This window comes from Nocardia sp. NPDC057440 (genome assembly GCF_042802915.1).
Lineage (GTDB): Bacteria > Actinomycetota > Actinomycetes > Mycobacteriales > Mycobacteriaceae > Nocardia.
This window is the reverse complement of sequence record NZ_JBHVDF010000003.1, coordinates 530,227-546,762: the sequence shown is the minus strand read 5'-3', so window position 1 is coordinate 546,762 and position 16,536 is coordinate 530,227. Positions and strand designations below refer to the sequence as shown.

The following is a 16,536-nucleotide window of genomic DNA, read 5'->3' as shown; positions in this document are numbered from 1 at the left end:
AGCGCTTCTTGCGCTGTCTCCCAGTGGCGGCCAGGTGAAATGTGGGCCGTCATGTCGAACGGTTGGTGTTCCGCCGAGCAAGGCTAGAGGGTTGGTCACCGCGTCCCCTTCGGATTTACGTAGGTGTGTGTATTGGCTGACTCGTAGCAAGCCGCGATGAAACTCATGTGCGCGAGATTTTCTACTGGGCCGCTGAGGTTGGGGCGTAGTCCTTCGATGACCCGGCAGAAATAATCAATCTGGCAGGTTGCCGCCGAAGGCCATGACTGTTCACGCGATAGCGATTCGATGACTTCGCCGCCGTTGGTGAGGCGGCGTAGCCGCCCACGCTCTAAATGCACCACGCCTTTACTGCCGACAAGCCTGATTTGCTCACTTTTCGGCCCGATGAACCGCGACAGCAGCAGCGACCCGTATAGGCCGGAGTCGTAGCCGAAATGAATGAGTGCGGTGTCTTCGGCGTCGTAGATGCGGTCTGGTCTGGCCTGTACCGACATGTCCGCCAACACGCGATCGGGCAGGCCGAAGTACCACAGGACCATGTCAATGAGGTGGTAGCCCATGTCGATGACGCAACCGCCCCCAGCCATCGCCGATTTGCCGCGCCACCCCTCGGAGGGATCATCGACAAACAGCGTGTATTGCCCCTCTACCATGAACGGTGTTCCGATCTGGTCGGCCAACTGCATGAAGCTCGTATAAATCGGATTGAAACGGCGCTGCAACGTGACCATGAGCTGAATATCGGCACTCCGGCACTGCTGTGCAAGGTCATGCGCTTCGGCAATAGTGGTGGCGAACGGCTTCTCTTTCAGCACATGAACACGATGCTCAGCGGCAGCGCTGATAACGGAACATCCGATGTGGTGTGGCACGGTAACGATCACCAAATCGAGTTGTTCTTTGCGGAACATCTCATGAAAATCGGTATAGCCGCCTACATTCAGCCGGTATTGATGCTCGCGCACCAACTCGGGATTGTCATCACACACCGCCGCCAATTCGGCACCCTCGGACTCTTTGAGCCCCGGTATGTGATCGTCGAGCGCCTGCCGACCGAGGCCGACCACGCCCGCGCGTAGCTTTCCCTGACGCTGCCCACTGCCTCTGAGCGGGTGGATATGGGCTCGAGGTTCGGCAACGTCCGGGTTGGCCGGTAGGCTGACCGTGGTCGTGTCGTGGCTAGAGATAGCCATGATGCGCCTTTCTCGCGGTGTTGACTTGTTGCTGTAGCCCGTGAAGCGTTCGTTGCATCACGGGCACATCAGAAAAGGCAGTGATCGGCGGATCGGGTTCGGGATATGAATAGCGGCCAACAGTGCGGCGCGGCATACGGTCGGCGGAGTGGTGGAGTTTGGCCCAGACAACTTTCCCGCCGCCGGGTGCCCGATACCAGCCCCATTCATCGCTGAGCCTTTGCACAGCGGCCAAATTGTCATCCAGAAACTCACCGTCCGGCGCAAGTGGGGCACCGCTTTTGCTGTCCCACACCTCGACAAGCAAACCGGGCCGGATGAGCCTCAGCCGGATACCGATCAGCGGCGGCAGGTCTTTCATCACCTCAATCAAGCGCGGCTGCGGGTTGGATACCCCGGTAAGTTCCACCGCCCGTGTGACCAGGTGCGATGTAATGGTTTCGGCGGTATCGGCCATATGCGAGAAACCCCACGCGATGGCCGCGCGGCGCGCGAACAGCAGCGACAGATTCTCTGCCCCGCCCAGGGACTTGCCGCTGCTCCCCAGCGCCACGAGGGTTAGTTCTTCGGGTGCGGCGGCCGGATGGGCATCGGGCGGTCTCAGATAGCTGGGATTCAAGCGGACGATACTCACGGCATCGTCCCAATTGTGTTGCGCCCGAGGATGATCGAAGGCACAAGCTGGTCAAGGTGGCGCAGGGAGAAGCCCAGCCCAGCGCCCACCGTGCATGTGATCCGCATCGGCCACGGCCACCACCAGCCGCGCACTTCACGGCACACCGTGCACCGGCCGCGCTTGTCGAGCTGGTGACGGTCCAGCAGCGGCGGAAGCTCCCCGGCAATACCAAGCAACCATCGCTCTGTCTCCAATTGCTCTGCTGTATCGGATTCGGGGAAGCTCATCGCGCGCCCCCCACAGCGCTCACTGTCCGGGGACTGACCGCGCTGCGCCGCGCTGTATCTTGGCTGGTCATAGCTCGTTGCCTCCATTGCTACACACTGGGTTTCGGCCGTACCCTGTAGCCAACCGTTGGCAGCGACCACGGACCAGAGCGCAGACTGTGCACTAATGAGGCGCGAAAGAGGCAATGCCCCGCTGAGTTCGGGTGTAGGGGCGGAAAGTGAAGGGCATGGCGGCTGTTGGGCGCGGGGCGCGTCGCGGTTTCGCGCAGCGCCGTAAGGCTCTGGGGTTTACTCAGGAGTCGTTGGCGGCGCGTGTAAACGTGGAGCGGTCAACCGTGGTGCGCTGGGAGGCCGGTAAGAGTGAGCCTCTGGCATGGCTGTGGCCCAAGCTCGCCGTCGCGTTGAAAGTCACCCCCGAACAACTCACCGACCTCCTTGCTGCTGACGCGATGCTGTTCGACGCTCCCGCCGCTGTGCCCCTGCGACTTGCCGACAAAGCAATCCCGGATGACTCGAGCAGCGGCTCGCATGACGGCAATATGTTTCATCTGCGGCGGGTGCTTATAGGATGCATTCCAGATACGCCGCCAGGCGAACCGCTGGAACTAACCGCTGCGGTAGCTCGCGCATGGGATTTGTTCTTTTCGGCTCGATTCGACGAAATGAAACGGGCGCTCCCTGCCGCTTTAGCAAGCGCCTACAGCGCAGCTGAGGCGGCGACAGGTGAGACGCGGCGTCAGATCAATATTTCACTCGCTCAACTACTGCACGCCTCATCAAATCTTCTGGGCTATGTGGCGCAGGAAGACTTAGCTGCACTGGCGCTCGTCCGCGCAGATGTACTGGCAACGGAGAGCGGGGACGAGCTGACACGAGCTGCCATTAAAGGATCGCAGTCATGGCTGTTTGCGAAAAACGGCATGTATGACGATGCAGCCGCATATGCCGACCAGGCAGCTGCCGACATTGAACCGCGTTTATCCACTGCCACCCCGCGCCATATCGCCATATGGGGAGAACTCCTATGCTATGCGGCATTCGCTGCCTCTCGAACGGGGGACTATCGCGAGGCACGAAGATATCTACGCTTATGCGAACCGGCTGGGACGCAGCTAGAAGACGAGTATGCCAGTAGGCCCGAGGTGTCCAATGTGTTCGGCCAGACCTCGGCCGCTAGTTTCGGTGTGATCAACGAGACTGGTGCGAATCGGCCGCGTGAAGCTCTGAGACTTGCCGCTGTTGTCAGTGGCGGTGGTACCGGAATTCCGCCCACGCTGCGCAGCCGCAGGCTCATCAATGTTGCACAAGCTCAGATCCACAACCGGGACGATGCGGGAGCCGTGGATACGCTTCGCCATGCCTGCTCGATGGCACCGGAATTCGTTGGTCACATACCCCTGGCCCACGCGCTGACCAATGAGCTACTGACCCGTGGAGGTAGGCAACGGCCGGATGGGCTTGTCGGCGTTGCCAAACGCCTCGGCGTTTCCGTCCAATCTGGAGGAATCCGACCTTGATCGTCAACCCTGCCGCGTTTACCATCTTGTGCTTCGGTGACTCCAACACCTTCGGCCAACCCTCCGAAGGGCGCGGCCGATGGCCGGCCGACGTGCGCTGGACAGGGCAGCTACAGCAACTTCTGGGTACCGGATACGCCATTATCGAGGAAGGTCTCGGCGGTCGTACCACCGACTTGGACGACCCCGATCGTCATGACCGCAATGGCCGTACCTACTTTCAACCATGCCTGCGCAGCCACTCGCCCTTGGACATGGTGGTCATCATGCTGGGGAACAACGATCTCAAAACCAAGTTCGGTCGAGAAACGGACGCCGTCGCAACCGCGCTTGAGGGCTATATCGACAACGTCGAGCGTACTGCTTGGACCCGCACCGGTGGAGTGCCAGCGGTATTGCTGGTCAGTCCGATCCATCTCGATGCCGACCAGCCCGCGTTTGCCGAGCAAAGTTCCGAGTACGACGCCGACTCCGCGCGCAAATCGCGCGAACTGAGCGCGGCGATACGCCGCGTCGCTGACAAGCGCAAGGCTTTGTTCGTGGACGCGGCTACCGTCGCGTGTCCGGGAATTGACGGTACACACCTGAGCCGTGACTCACACGAACCTCTTTCAAAGCTGATTGCCCAAAAAATCGGGTCGAACAAAGAGTCTGGTGCAGAATCAGCCCCTCTCTGAGAATCGTTCCTGGCAAGCTCCACAATCCGGTGATAAACCTAATTTTGTGTGGTGATCTTGATGTGTCCGTTCCGTGGCGTGTTCGGTGATGGTTTTCCGTGCGGTGCTCAAAACACGCCACCCCGAGAGCGCGTAACTGCTGGTGAGGCGGTATATCCCCGGCCGGGTGTCATCCAGGATTGTCTATATATTTCACCATATAGACATCCGTCGTCGCGCCATATCGGTGGTGTTTCCGGTGCCGGTCGTACCGTCCGGTGCGGCCTGCCCTTCCCCCTTGTCTTCCGCTGTTGTGTCGTCCGGTCTCGATTCCACCGCTCGGCGTCTCCCTGCCGGTCGTGATCGAAGGACCGGCGCGAAGAGCGCTCGGCGGCCTTCGGCCGGGCGAGGATCGTCGGCGCGATTGCGGGGGCCATCGGAACTCCCACCCGGTATCGCGTTCGGTGTCCCACCTCGAGCGGGACACTCACCCGCAAGGTCGCGGCAGGTCCGCGACGGTATCCGAGGGTGGCCCCGAAACCCGAAATGCCTGTACCTGGTCACCCGTTCACTCGACCCGACCGGCGCCGGTCGGGCACGATGGACCATGCGCTGGAAACCCGCGGTCAACGCATTCGCGATCACCTTCGCCGACCGCTGGCCCGACGCCCAAACCTACTGAGGAACAACGCCGGAAACACCGTTAACGAGGTAGTCCCGGATCAGGCGACAATCGAACGCTGTGGCACGCCGACGTATTCGCTCAGCGGTCGGATAAGGGCGTTGGACTCGCCTTGCTCGATGATGTGCGCGGCCCAACCGGTGATCCGGCTCATGACGAAGATCGGGGTGAATACCTCGATGTCGAAGCCGAGCAGGTAGTACGCGGGCCCGGTCGGGAAGTCGAGGTTGGGCTTGATGCCCGTCTCCTCGTTCATGGTGCGTTCGAGTTCCTCATACATTCGGACCCATATGTGGCCGTCGGTGGCCGCGGCGATGTCGAGGAGCGCCTTCTTCATCGTCGGTACCCGGGAGTCACCGTTCTTGTAGACCCGGTGCCCGAATCCCATCACCTTTTCCTTCTTGGCGAGCTTGTTGCGTAGCCACTGCTCGGCCAGGGCGGGGTCGTTGATTTCGAGCATGTCGTGCATGACGGCTTCGTTGGCGCCGCCGTGCAGCGGGCCCTTGAGCGCGCCGATGGCCGCGGTCACCGCGCTGTAGATGTCGGAGAGTGTCGAGGTGACGACACGGGCGGCGAAGGTCGAGGCGTTGAAGCTGTGCTCGGCATAGAGAATCAGCGATACCTCGAACGCCTCGACCAGTTCTCGGGATGGCACTTTCCCGAAGCACATGTTCAGGAAGTTCTCGGCGAATCCGAGGTGGGAGTGCGGGGCGATCGGGTCGTGGCCGTGGCGGCGGCGGTGGTCGGCCGCGACAATGGTCGGCAGGACCGCCATCATTCGTAAGGCTTTGGCGCGGTTGGCGGCCGGGCTGTTGTCCTCCTCGTCGGGGTCCTGGGCGCCCAGGTAGCTGATCGCGGTGCGGACAACATCCATCGGGTGACAGTTGTCGGGCATCTTCGTCACCAGCGACAGCAGCGACCGATCGGCGCGGCGGGCGGCGCGCTCCTGCTGGCAGAACCGCTCCAGTTGAGCGTCGTTGGGCAGTTCACCGTTCCACAGGAGAAAAGCGACCTCTTCGAAGCCGCAGTGTCCGGCCAGATCCTGTACGGCGTAGCCGCGGTAGGTCAGTGAGTTTGTTTCCGGCACCACCTTGGAGACTGCGGTGGTGTCGACGATGACGCCGGCGAGACCTTTGTAGATCGTCGGTATGGCGGTATCCGTCATCACTGGTTCCTTTCCAGGCTGAAATTGAAGATGTCGGAATCGAATTCGTTGTAGCGCTGGTACTCGAGCAGTTCGTAGAGCCTGCTTCGATGTTGCATGCGGTCGAGTAGACCGGCCTGGGTGCCTTCGGCGTAGATTTCGCGCAGACCGGTCTCGGCGGCCCACATCGCCAGGCGCAGTGTCGATACCGGGTAGATCACCGCGTTGTAGCCGAGCGATTCCAAGGTGGCCGCCGACAACAGCTCGGACTTGCCGAACTCGGTCATGTTGGCCAGCAACGGAGTCGAGACACCAGCACGGAACTTGGCGAAGTCGGCTTCGCCGGAAAGGGCCTCGGTGAAGATCAGGTCCGCGCCCGCGTCGGCGTAGGCCTCGGCGCGTTCGACGGCAGCATCGATACCCTCGATCGCGGCCGCGTCGGTCCGCGCGCAGATGACGAAATTCGGGTCTCGCCTTGCCGATACGGCCGCGCGCAGTCTGCGCACCATCTCTTGGGTCGGTACGACGGCTTTGCCGTCGAGGTGGCCGCAGCGTTTCGGGTTGACTTGGTCCTCGAGGTGGCAACCCGCGATCCCGGCATCCTCGAGGATCGTCACGGTCCGTGCGGCGCTCATCGGTTCACCGAATCCGGTGTCCGCGTCGATCAGCACCGGGAGATCGGTGACCCTGGCGATGTGCTGCCCGCGGTCGGCGACCTCGCTCAGTGTCGTCAGGCCGATATCGGGCAGCGCGAGATCAGCCGAGACCACTGCGCCGGAGACATAGACGCCTTCGAATCCGATCTCCTGGATCAGCTTGGCCACCAACGGATTGAACGCGCCGGGGAAGCGCTGAATCTTCCCCGAGACCAGTCCCGCGCGCAACGCCGCGCGTTTGTCGGCGGCCGAGGTGGCGGCGGCGAGCAGCCCGGACATCAGAACAGTCCCTCCGGCAGTCGCGGCGCCCGGGCGAGCACCTCGTCGGACACCGTGAACGACAGCTGGGACAGTTCGGCGGCACTCAGCTCGGCGGTGCGCTGGGCGACATCGAGGAAGCGGTCCTGCTCGGCGGTGTCGATCACTCCGTCGGCCAGGGTGCGGAACTTCGCGATGTACTGCTCGCGGGCGAAGGGACGCGCGCCGAGGGGGTGTGCGTCGGCGATCGCGAGTTCGTCGGTGATCACTTCGCCGCTCTTCAGCGTGACCTCGGCACGCGCGCCGAACGCCTTCTCCGCCGGGTCGGTGGAGTGGTAGCGCCGCGTCCATTCCGGGTCTTCGGCGGTGGAGATCTTGCGCCACAGCTCGACGGTGTCGGGTCGCTGGGCGCGCTCGGGCGCGTAGGACCGCTCGTGGTGCCAGGTTCCGTCCTGCAATGCGACGGCGAAGACGTACATCACCGAGTGATCGAGGGTTTCGCGCGATGCGGTGGGGTCGAACTTCTGTGGGTCACCCGAGCCGGTGCCGATGACGACGTGGGTGTGGTGGCTGGTGTGCAGCACGATCGAGGCGATCTGGTCGAGATCGCCGATGCGCTCACGCATCCGGCGGGCCAAGTCGATCGGCGCCTGACTCTGGTATTCGGCGGAGTGCTCCTTGGTGTAGGAGTCAAGGACGGCTCGCTTGGGTTCCCCCGGGCCGGGCAGCGGCACCGAGTACTCGACGGTCGGGCCGCCGAGCAGCCAGGCGATCACGCCGTCCTCGCCCTCCCAGATCGGTGACGGCGCACCTTCGCCGCGCAGTGCTCGGTCGACGGCCTCGACGGCCATCTTGCCCGCGAAGGCCGGTGCGCAGGCCTTCCAGCTGGAGATCTCGCCCTTGCGGGACTGGCGGGTCGCGGTGGTGGTGTGCAGCGCCTGGCCGACAGCCTGGTAGATGGTTTCGGTATCCAGGCCGAGCAGTGTGCCGATTCCGGCCGCGGCGGAGGGGCCGAGGTGGGCGACATGGTCGATCTTGTGCTCGTGCAGGCAGATTGCGCGCACCAGGTCGATCTGGATCTCGTATCCGGTGGCCAGGCCGCGAATCAGATCGTGGCCGCTGCGCCCGGCGTGTTGGGCGACCGCAAGGATCGGCGGAATGTTGTCACCGGGGTGGGAGTACTCCGCGGCGAGGAAGGTGTCGTGGAAGTCCAGTTCGCGGACCGCGACCCCGTTGGCCCAGGCTGCCCACTCGGGGGAGTAGCCGCCGGCGACACCGAACACCGCCGCGCCCGGTTGGTAGGGGTGCGCCTGTGCCTGGGCGCGGGCATTGGCGACCGGCCGCCGGGTGAGTGACGCGGCCGCGACCGAGGCGTTGTCGATGATCCGGTTGATGAGCATCTCCGCCGTCTCCGGCGCCACCTCGACCCGGTCGGTGGCGACCTCGGCGATACGCCACGCGAGGTGTTCTTCGCGAGGAAACTGCTCAGCGGAGCGGTGGGTGCGGACGAGATGATTCTTCACCGTCGAAATCCTCCAGACATCGGCAACTATCGATACCTTTCGCACGCTACACATGCAGTGAAGCTGCGGAAATGCCTCGCAAATGCCTATATTTGCGGAACAGAATCGGCAAATTTGTGGAAGTTGTGAAAATTGATGGTGCTAGATTTCGGGATATGCAGAAGATGTACGTGGGTGGGCGACTACGCGCGTTGCGGGAGCAGCGGGGGCTGACCCAGACCGGTCTGGCCGCGACGCTCGGGCTCTCGGTCAGCTACATCAATCAGCTGGAAAACGATCAGCGCCCGCTCACCGTGCCCGTGCTGTTGCGACTCAACTCGACCTTCGATCTGGACATGCAGTTCTTCGCCGCCGATTCCGACGCGCGCCTGCTGGCCGATCTGCACGAAGTCTTCGCCGAAGATCCTGAGGGCGCGACCATCACGACCACCGAGATCGACGAACTCGTTTCTCGCATCCCCGCCGCGGCGCGGGTACTGGTCGGCATGCACCGGCGGCTGCGCGGCGCGACCGAACAGCTCGAACGCGTCTCCGCGGGCCTCGACGCCCCCACCCGTGACTCGGGCGCCGCCATGCCCTACGAGGATGTGCGTGACTTCTTCTACGATCACCGCAACCACATCCCTGACCTGGACACCGCGGCCGAAGAGCTGTTCACCCGTCGGGGATTCACCATCGGCGGGCTGGATCTGCAGCTGACTCGTTTGCTGCGGGAGGAACACGACATCTCGGTCGCGATCCGCACCGACGATCCTGATCAGCCGGGTCCGAAACGCACCTTCGACCCGGACGCCCGGATCCTCACCCTCGCTCGACGGCTCTCGCCGGGGCAACGCGCGTTCCAGCTCGCTACCCAGCTTGCGTTCCTGACTCAGGCCGACGCCATCGACGCGATCATCGCGCGGGCGGATTCGCTGGCTGTGCAATCGCGTGGCCTGTTGCGGGTCGGGTTGGCGAACTACTTCGCAGGCGCGCTGATCCTGCCCTACACCCCGTTTCGTGACGCCGCGGAAGCGTTGCGCTACGACATCGACCAGCTCTCGGCGAAGTTCGAGGTCGGCTTCGAGACCGTCTGCCACCGGTTGTCCACACTGCAACGCCCAGGTGGGCGGGGTGTCCCGTTTCTGTTCGTCCGCACTGATCGCGCGGGCAATATCTCAAAACGTCAGTCCGCCACCGCATTCCATTTTTCGCGTGTCGGCGGCAGTTGCCCGCTGTGGGTTGTGCACGAGGCCTTCGCGACACCGGGACGCATCCGGACCCAGATCGCGCAGATGCCCGACGGTCGCAGATATCTGTGGCTTGCCCGCACCACCGACGAAAGCACACCGGGCTACCTCTCACCCAAACGTGACTTCGCGATCGGGCTGGGCTGCGATCTGAGCTACGCGCACAAACTCGTCTACTCCCACGGACTACCGATCGATGATCCCAGCGCCGCCATCCCGATCGGCCCCGGCTGCAAAGTCTGCGAACGCTCCGCCTGTGCCCAGCGTGCGTTTCCCCAACTCGGCAGACCCATTCGTGTCGATGAGAACAGCGCACTCAACATCCCCTACACACCGACCGATCAACGCGCCTGACCCGCCATCGCATTTTCGGGATGCTCTGAGCGGCAAAGTCTCTCGTTCGAGTCTGCGCTATACGCGGCATGAGCGAATGTCCTGGCAGGGGCGAACATCAACGCGAACCATCGACCGTGCGGGGCGTCAACTTCCTGCCCCTTCGGTCAGGCATGCGGTAGTCAGGTTCTGGGCAGCGAACCGGGCGATAGTGCATGCCTGGCGTGCATGGGCTTCTGGATGCGCGGAGCGCTGCTCCAGCGCGGCGCGGATCCTCTCCAACGATCTGGTGGCTTCGCCGGCCGCTCGGTGAAGCGCGGCGTACCGGTGGTCGAGTTCGTGGTAAGCGAGGTCGATGTCACAGTAGCGGCGGTGCAGGTCGGCTAGGTGGTTGAGCAGGTCCGCCACCTCGCGTGTGGTCAGCGTGAGGTGGGGATGCTCCTCTCCTGAGAGGATCGCCTCGCCCGCGATCTCAGCGCAGCGAGCGTGCAGTACATCGAGAATGTCGGCCACACAGATCACTTCCTACACTGCGGCGGAGCGTTTCAGAGCTTCTCGGGCGCCCCCGCCGATCGGACACGGCCCGCCGTCGCGCGGCCCGGACAAAAAGAGAAACGCTGCAGGTCAATGCATCTGGCAAGCGCTGGTCGCGACTCGATGCCCCCGCTCTCGTCCGAATACGTTCATCGACCCCCTGCTCAACTACGCTGTCGGCCGCCAGCGGTGGAATTCCGTCACCGCTGTCATGGCCTCATATGAGGCATTGCCCACGATACGCGCCGGTAACACCCGCACGCTGTGTACCTGCGCGCAATAGAGGTGCAACACTACGCGTGACGAGAGTCGCAAACCCCGCCCGTCCATCGGGCCAGTGCTCTGGAGAGGAAGGAGTCGCGAGTGTTCAGCCGCATCGCCATCGTGAACCGGGGAGAGGCCGCCATGCGCCTCATCAACGCCGTCCGAGACTTGGCCGCGGAGACCGCGCGACCGATCGAAACCGTCGCTCTGCACACCGATGTCGACCGGAACGCGACGTTCGTGCGCGAGGCCGACATCGCCTACGACCTTGGGCCGGCGTCCGCACGCCCGTACCTGGATCTGAAGGCGCTCGAACGCGCGCTGGTGGCAACCGGAGCCGACGCCGCCTGGGTCGGCTGGGGTTTCGTCGCGGAAGACCCGGCGTTCGCGGAGTTGTGCGAACAGATCGGAGTCACCTTCATCGGCCCAAGCCCGGAGGCCATGCGCAAGCTCGGCGACAAGATCGGCGCGAAGCTGATCGCCGAGGAGGTCGGTGTGCCGGTCGCGCCATGGAGCCGCGGTGCGGTCGAGACCGTGGAAGCCGCCCTGAGCGCCGCGACCGAGATCGGCTACCCGCTGATGCTGAAGGCGACCGCGGGTGGTGGCGGCCGTGGCATCCGGGTGGTCACGAACGAGGCTGAGCTCGTCGATGCCTACGAGCGCACCCGCCAGGAGGCCGCGCGGGCGTTCGGCAGTGGCGTGGTGTTCCTGGAGCGGCTGGTGACCGGCGCCCGGCACGTCGAGGTCCAGGTCATCGCGGACGGCCAGGGCACTGCGTGGGCGCTCGGCGTTCGCGACTGCTCGGTGCAGCGACGCAACCAGAAGGTCATCGAGGAGTCCGCGTCACCGGTACTGCGTCCCGAGCAGACAGCCGAGCTCAAGGCCTCAGCGGAGCGGCTGGCGATCGCGGTCGACTATCGCGGTGCGGCGACCGTCGAGTTCCTCTACCACCCCGGTGACCAGCTGTTCGCATTCCTCGAGGTCAACACCCGCCTGCAGGTCGAACACCCGATCACCGAATACACCACCGGGTTGGACCTCGTTCGGGCGCAGCTGTTGGTGGCCTCCGGCGGCCGGCTCGAGGGCGACCCGCCGGCCGAGCGCGGGCACGCCATCGAGGCCCGGCTCAACGCCGAAGACCCCGACCGCGACTTCGCGCCCGCCCCGGGCCGCATCGCGCTTCTCGACCTGCCTGCCGGGCCTGGCATCCGCGTCGACACCGGCGTCAGCGAGGGCGACACCATTCCCGCCGACTTCGACTCGATGATCGCCAAGATCATCGCCTACGGTCGGAACCGCGAGGAAGCGCTTGGCCGGCTGCGCCGGGCAATGGCGCAGACCAGGGTGATCATCGAAGGCGGCGCAACGAACAAGAGCTTCGTGCTCGACCTGCTGAATCAGCCCGAAGTGATCGACGCCAGCGCGGACACCGGCTGGATCGACCGCGTCCGCGGTGAGGGCAGGCTCGTGTCGCATCGACACTCCGCCATCGCGCTGGCCGCCGCCGCCATCGGTGCCTACGAGGAGGAGGAGCGCGTCGAGCGGCACCGGCTGCTGTCCACGGCCTCCGGCGGACGTCCTCAGGTGCAACACGCGAGTGGCCGACCGCTCGACCTCAAACTGCGCGGCGTCGGCTACCGCGTGCGTGTCGCACGCATCGGTGCGCACCGGTTCCGCATCGGTATCGAGGCGGGCGACGACATCCGCACCGCCGACGTCGATCTCGAGCGCTTCGATCACCACACCGCGCAGATTCTGGTCAACGGCACCCGATACCGCCTGATCACCGGCACCCATGGGCCGATCCACCTCGTCGATGTCGACGGTGTGACACATCGGATCAGCCGCGACGAGGGCGGCGTCGTGCGCTCGCCCGCTCCCGCGCTGGTTGTCGCCACGCCGCTCGAGGTCGGCGCCGAGGTCGAGGCGGGCGCGCCGGTGCTGGTGCTGGAGAGCATGAAGATGGAAACGGTGCTGCGCGCGCCGTTCAAGGCACGGCTCAAGGAATGTGCAGTGTCCGTCGGCACCCAGGTGGAGACCGGTGCACCGTTGTTGTGGCTCGAGCCGCTCGCCGACGAGGACCAAGCCGAGGACACCACCGCGGTCGGGTCCGTCGAGCTGGACCTGCCCGTCGAGTCCGCGCAGGTCCAACCGCATGAGCGAACGAGCCGCGGCCAGGAAGACCTGCGCAGCCTGTTGCTCGGCTTCGACGTCGACCCGCACGACGACCGCCGAGTGCTCGACGACTACCTCACCGCGCGCCGGGCGGCCCTGAAGGACGGCCACCGACCGCTCGCCGAGGAACTCGAACTCGTGGCGGTGTTCGCCGACCTCGCAGAACTGAGCCACAACCGCTCGTCGGACGAAGAGGGCAGCCACAGCCACGTCCACAGCGCCCGCGAGTACTTCCACACCTACCTGCAGAGCCTCGACGTCGAGCGGGCCGGGCTCCCGACGTCGTTCCAAGCCAAGCTCGCCAACGCGCTCGGGCACTATGGTGTCACCGATCTGGAACGTTCTCCGGAACTCGAAGCCGCGGTCTTCCGGATCTTCCTCGCCCAGCAACGCCCGTCCGACACCGTCACCGTCATCACGACGCTGCTGCGCGAGTGGCTGCGGGAGCCGATGCCGGATGGGGCGCTGCGCGAGCCCGTCGGCTTGGCGCTGGAGCGGCTGGTGGCCGCGACGCAGGTGCGCTTCCCGGTGATCGCAGACCTCGCGCGCGGCGTGGTGTACGCCTGGTACGGCCAGCCGTTGCTGCGGCGTAATCGCGCCCGCGCGTACACCAATATCCGCAGGCATCTGCGCCACCTGGACGCGCGCCCGGACGCGCCCGATCGCGCTGAGCACATTGCCGATATGGTGCGCAGCACCGAGCCGCTGGTGCGGTTGCTCGGCCAGCGGCTGGTGCGCGGCAGCCTGGACAACACGGTCATGCTGGAGGTGCTGACCCGGCGGTACTACGGCAACAAGGGCCTCGCGAGCGTTCGCACCGAAGACGTGGGCGGCTGCACATTCGTGATCGCCGAGCGCCGCGGTCTGAGTCTGGTGTCCGCGGCGGTCAGTTTCGACGCGCTCGGCACCGCGCTGCGCGGACTCGCCGAACTGGCGACCGGCGCCGCGTCCATCGACGCTGACATCTACCTCAGCTGGGAGAAGCAGCCAGGGGACTTCGACGAGATGGCAGCGGCGTTGCACGATGTCCTCAGCGCGCATCCGATGCCGAACCAGGTGCACCGGATCACCGCGACCGTCGCCGGTAGCGGCGGTGCGGTGATGCACCACCACTTCACCTTCCGTCCCTCTGCCACCGGTATGGCCGAAGAGCGACTGATCCGCGGCCTGCACCCGTACATCGCGCAACGGATGCAGATGCAGCGGCTGCGCAAGTTCGACCTCACTCGGCTGCCGTCCTCCGACGACGAGGAGGTCTACCTGTTCCGATGCGTCGCCAAAGAGAACCCGGCGGACGATCGCCTCATCGCCTTTGCCCAGGTGCGTGACCTGGCCGCACTGCGCGAGCACGACGGCAGGCTGCTCGCGCTGCCGACCGCCGAGGCCACCATCGCTACCTGCCTCGACTCGATCCGCCGGGCACAGTCGCTGCGACCGTCGGCCAAACGCTTCAACACCAACCGCATCGTGATGTACATCTGGCCGCCGATCGACGTCACCCCTGCCGAACTGGAGACGGTCGTCCAGCATGTGCGGCCGACGACCGCGGGCGCCGGGCTCGAGGAGATCCTGCTCATCGCGCGTCAGCGCGATCCCAATACCGGCGAGCTGACCAAGGTCGCCGTGCGCATCGGCTTCGACACCACCGAAGTGACCGTCGGCGAGCGGTCCGACGAGCCGGTCGAGCCGCTCGACGAGTACCGGCAGAAGGTGCTGCGGGCCAGCAGCCGAAACACCGTGTACCCCTACGAGCTGACCGGTCTGCTCGGTGACTTCGCCGAATACGACCTCGACGCCGACCACGCACTGGTGCCGGTCGGCCGGCCCAAGGGACGCAACACCGCGGCCATCGTCGCAGGCGTGGTCACCACACCGACCCCGCAGCATCCACAGGGCATCAGCCGGGTGATCCTGCTCGGCGATCCGACGAAGTCGCTTGGCGCACTGTCGGAACCGGAGTGCCGCCGCGTGATCGCCGCGTTGGACTTGGCCGAACGGATGCAGGTTCCGCTCGAGTGGTACGCGCTGTCCTCCGGCGCCCGGATCTCCATGGAGTCGGGCACCGAGAACATGGACTGGGTGGCGGCGGCGCTCAAGCGGATCGTCGAGTTCACCCAGGACGGCGGCGAGATCAACATCGTGGTCGCCGGCATCAATGTCGGTGCACAGCCGTACTGGAACGCCGAAGCGACGATGCTCATGCACACCAAGGGCATCTTGGTGATGACGCCGGACTCCGCCATGGTGCTCACCGGCAAGCAGTCGCTGGACTTTTCCGGTGGCGTGTCGGCCGAGGACAACTTCGGCATCGGCGGCTACGACCGGGTCATGGGTCCGAACGGGCAAGCGCAGTACTGGGCGCCTGATCTGACCGCGGCGCGAGACGTACTGATGTCGCACTACGACCACACCTACGTCGCTCCCGGCGAGCAGGCGCCGCGGCGGTCGCAGACCAGCGACCCCGTCGATCGGGACGTCTCCGACTTCCCGCACGCACTGGCCGACAGCGACTTCACCACCGTCGGCGAGATCTTCTCCGCCACCGCGAACCCGGACCGCAAGAAGCCCTTCGACATCCGGACCGTGATGCGGGCGCTCGCCGATCAGGACCACCCGGTGCTGGAACGCTGGGCAGGCATGGCCGACGCCGAAACGGCAGTGGTGCAGGACGCGCATCTCGGCGGCATCCCGGTATGCCTGCTGGGCATCGAGTCACGGGGGGTGCCGCGGCGCGGATTCCCGTCCACCGACGGTCCTGACACCTACACCGCGGGCACCCTGTTCCCGCAGTCGTCGAAGAAGGCCGCGCGGGCAATCAACGCGGCCAGTGGAAATAGGCCGCTGGTCGTGCTCGCGAACCTGTCAGGCTTCGACGGCTCGCCCGAATCGATGCGCAAGCTGCAGCTGGAGTATGGCGCCGAGATCGGCCGCGCGATCGTGAACTTCCAAGGCCCCATTGTGTTCTGCGTGATTTCGCGATACCACGGCGGCGCGTTCGTGGTGTTCTCGAAGGCGCTGAACCCGAACATGACCGTGCTCGCGCTGCAGGGTTCGTTCGCCTCGGTGCTCGGCGGCGCTCCGGCTGCCGCAGTGGTGTTCTCCGCTGAGGTCAACACGCGCACCGCGGCCGATCCTCGGGTGCGGGATCTGCAGGCGCGCGCCGCGAACGCACCCGGTTCCGACCGCGCGGCCCTGACCGCGGAACTCGACGAGGTCCGATCGTCGGTCCGCGCGGAGAAGCTCGGCGATGTGGCCGCAGAATTCGACCGCGTGCACAATATCCAGCGCGCTGTCGAGGTCGGTTCGGTCGACGCCATTATCAGCGCGTCCGAACTCCGCCCACGCATTATCGAGGCCATCGAGACTCGTCTGCCCGGTAGTACTTCCGGACTTCTTATCGATGATGCTCTTGGTCAGCAGGCTGGACTCGGGGTGGCCACCAACTGATCATGTCGTGATTGTGTGA

The 16,536-nt window shown here is 65.0% G+C and carries 11 protein-coding genes and 1 pseudogene; 5 read left to right on the top strand and 7 right to left on the bottom strand.

Annotated elements, in window-relative coordinates; translation table 11 throughout:
- Nucleotides 1-95: 95 nt before the first annotated feature.
- Genes ACFU4Z_RS08850 through ACFU4Z_RS08840 form a run of 3 tightly spaced genes read right to left on the bottom strand, consistent with a single transcriptional unit; the run spans nucleotide 96 to nucleotide 2,099 of the window.
- A complete protein-coding gene (locus ACFU4Z_RS08850) occupies nucleotides 96-1,196 on the bottom strand; it encodes a Gfo/Idh/MocA family protein (RefSeq protein ID WP_379060831.1) in 1,101 nt (366 codons plus the stop codon).
- A complete protein-coding gene (locus ACFU4Z_RS08845; RefSeq protein WP_379060830.1) occupies nucleotides 1,183-1,830 on the bottom strand; it encodes an ATP-binding protein in 648 nt (215 codons plus the stop codon). The genes ACFU4Z_RS08850 and ACFU4Z_RS08845 overlap by 14 nt, the downstream gene beginning before the upstream one ends.
- On the bottom strand, nucleotides 1,827-2,099 hold the full coding sequence (locus tag ACFU4Z_RS08840) for a hypothetical protein (RefSeq protein WP_379060829.1): 273 nt from the start codon (nucleotides 2,097-2,099) through the stop codon (nucleotides 1,827-1,829). Before ACFU4Z_RS08840 ends, ACFU4Z_RS08845 begins: the two co-directional genes overlap by 4 nt.
- 227 nt (nucleotides 2,100-2,326) lie before the next feature.
- Here ACFU4Z_RS08840 and ACFU4Z_RS08835 point away from each other — a divergent pair, with 227 nt between their 5' ends.
- The 3 genes and pseudogenes from ACFU4Z_RS08835 to ACFU4Z_RS08825 all read left to right on the top strand — a co-directional run.
- The gene (locus ACFU4Z_RS08835) at nucleotides 2,327-3,616 is read left to right on the top strand and encodes a helix-turn-helix transcriptional regulator (protein ID WP_379060828.1); all 1,290 of its coding nucleotides are present in this window, start codon (nucleotides 2,327-2,329) and stop codon (nucleotides 3,614-3,616) included.
- Complete coding sequence (locus tag ACFU4Z_RS08830; protein ID WP_379060827.1) at nucleotides 3,613-4,293, top strand: GDSL-type esterase/lipase family protein; 681 nt, start codon at nucleotides 3,613-3,615, stop codon at nucleotides 4,291-4,293. Before ACFU4Z_RS08835 ends, ACFU4Z_RS08830 begins: the two co-directional genes overlap by 4 nt.
- A gap of 523 nt (nucleotides 4,294-4,816) precedes the next feature.
- Nucleotides 4,817-4,954 (top strand): annotated as a pseudogene (locus ACFU4Z_RS08825) (IS256 family transposase); the annotation flags it as partial.
- A gap of 40 nt (nucleotides 4,955-4,994) precedes the next feature.
- On the opposite strand, the gene ACFU4Z_RS08820 reads toward ACFU4Z_RS08825, so the two are convergent.
- Genes ACFU4Z_RS08820 through prpD form a run of 3 tightly spaced genes read right to left on the bottom strand, consistent with a single transcriptional unit; the run spans nucleotide 4,995 to nucleotide 8,535 of the window.
- A complete protein-coding gene (locus ACFU4Z_RS08820; protein WP_379060826.1) occupies nucleotides 4,995-6,119 on the bottom strand; it encodes a bifunctional 2-methylcitrate synthase/citrate synthase in 1,125 nt (374 codons plus the stop codon).
- Nucleotides 6,119-7,033: a methylisocitrate lyase gene (gene prpB / locus ACFU4Z_RS08815; RefSeq protein ID WP_379060825.1), complete on the bottom strand. Its 915-nt coding sequence runs from the start codon at nucleotides 7,031-7,033 to the stop codon at nucleotides 6,119-6,121. Before prpB ends, ACFU4Z_RS08820 begins: the two co-directional genes overlap by 1 nt.
- Nucleotides 7,033-8,535: a 2-methylcitrate dehydratase PrpD gene (prpD, locus tag ACFU4Z_RS08810; RefSeq protein ID WP_379060824.1), complete on the bottom strand. Its 1,503-nt coding sequence runs from the start codon at nucleotides 8,533-8,535 to the stop codon at nucleotides 7,033-7,035. Before prpD ends, prpB begins: the two co-directional genes overlap by 1 nt.
- A gap of 155 nt (nucleotides 8,536-8,690) precedes the next feature.
- Between prpD and ACFU4Z_RS08805 the strand changes: the two genes are divergently transcribed.
- A complete protein-coding gene (locus tag ACFU4Z_RS08805) occupies nucleotides 8,691-10,118 on the top strand; it encodes a short-chain fatty acyl-CoA regulator family protein (protein ID WP_379060823.1) in 1,428 nt (475 codons plus the stop codon).
- Between the two features lie 126 nt (nucleotides 10,119-10,244).
- Here ACFU4Z_RS08805 and ACFU4Z_RS08800 read toward each other — a convergent pair whose 3' ends face one another.
- The gene (locus ACFU4Z_RS08800; protein WP_379060822.1) at nucleotides 10,245-10,610 is read right to left on the bottom strand and encodes a hypothetical protein; all 366 of its coding nucleotides are present in this window, start codon (nucleotides 10,608-10,610) and stop codon (nucleotides 10,245-10,247) included.
- 384 nt (nucleotides 10,611-10,994) lie between these two features.
- Between ACFU4Z_RS08800 and ACFU4Z_RS08795 the strand changes: the two genes are divergently transcribed.
- The gene (locus ACFU4Z_RS08795) at nucleotides 10,995-16,517 is read left to right on the top strand and encodes a carboxyl transferase domain-containing protein (RefSeq protein ID WP_379060821.1); all 5,523 of its coding nucleotides are present in this window, start codon (nucleotides 10,995-10,997) and stop codon (nucleotides 16,515-16,517) included.
- The last annotated feature ends 19 nt before the right edge of the window (nucleotides 16,518-16,536 follow it).

Coding starts and splice junctions, on each gene's coding strand:
- ACFU4Z_RS08850 (WP_379060831.1), bottom strand. CDS start 1,196: ATGGCTATCTCTAGCCACGACACGACCACGGTCAGCCTACCGGCCAAC.
- ACFU4Z_RS08840 (WP_379060829.1), bottom strand. CDS start 2,099: ATGAGCTTCCCCGAATCCGATACAGCAGAGCAATTGGAGACAGAGCGA.
- ACFU4Z_RS08835 (WP_379060828.1), top strand. CDS start 2,327: ATGGCGGCTGTTGGGCGCGGGGCGCGTCGCGGTTTCGCGCAGCGCCGT.
- ACFU4Z_RS08820 (WP_379060826.1), bottom strand. CDS start 6,119: ATGACGGATACCGCCATACCGACGATCTACAAAGGTCTCGCCGGCGTC.
- prpB (WP_379060825.1), bottom strand. CDS start 7,033: ATGTCCGGGCTGCTCGCCGCCGCCACCTCGGCCGCCGACAAACGCGCG.
- ACFU4Z_RS08805 (WP_379060823.1), top strand. CDS start 8,691: ATGCAGAAGATGTACGTGGGTGGGCGACTACGCGCGTTGCGGGAGCAG.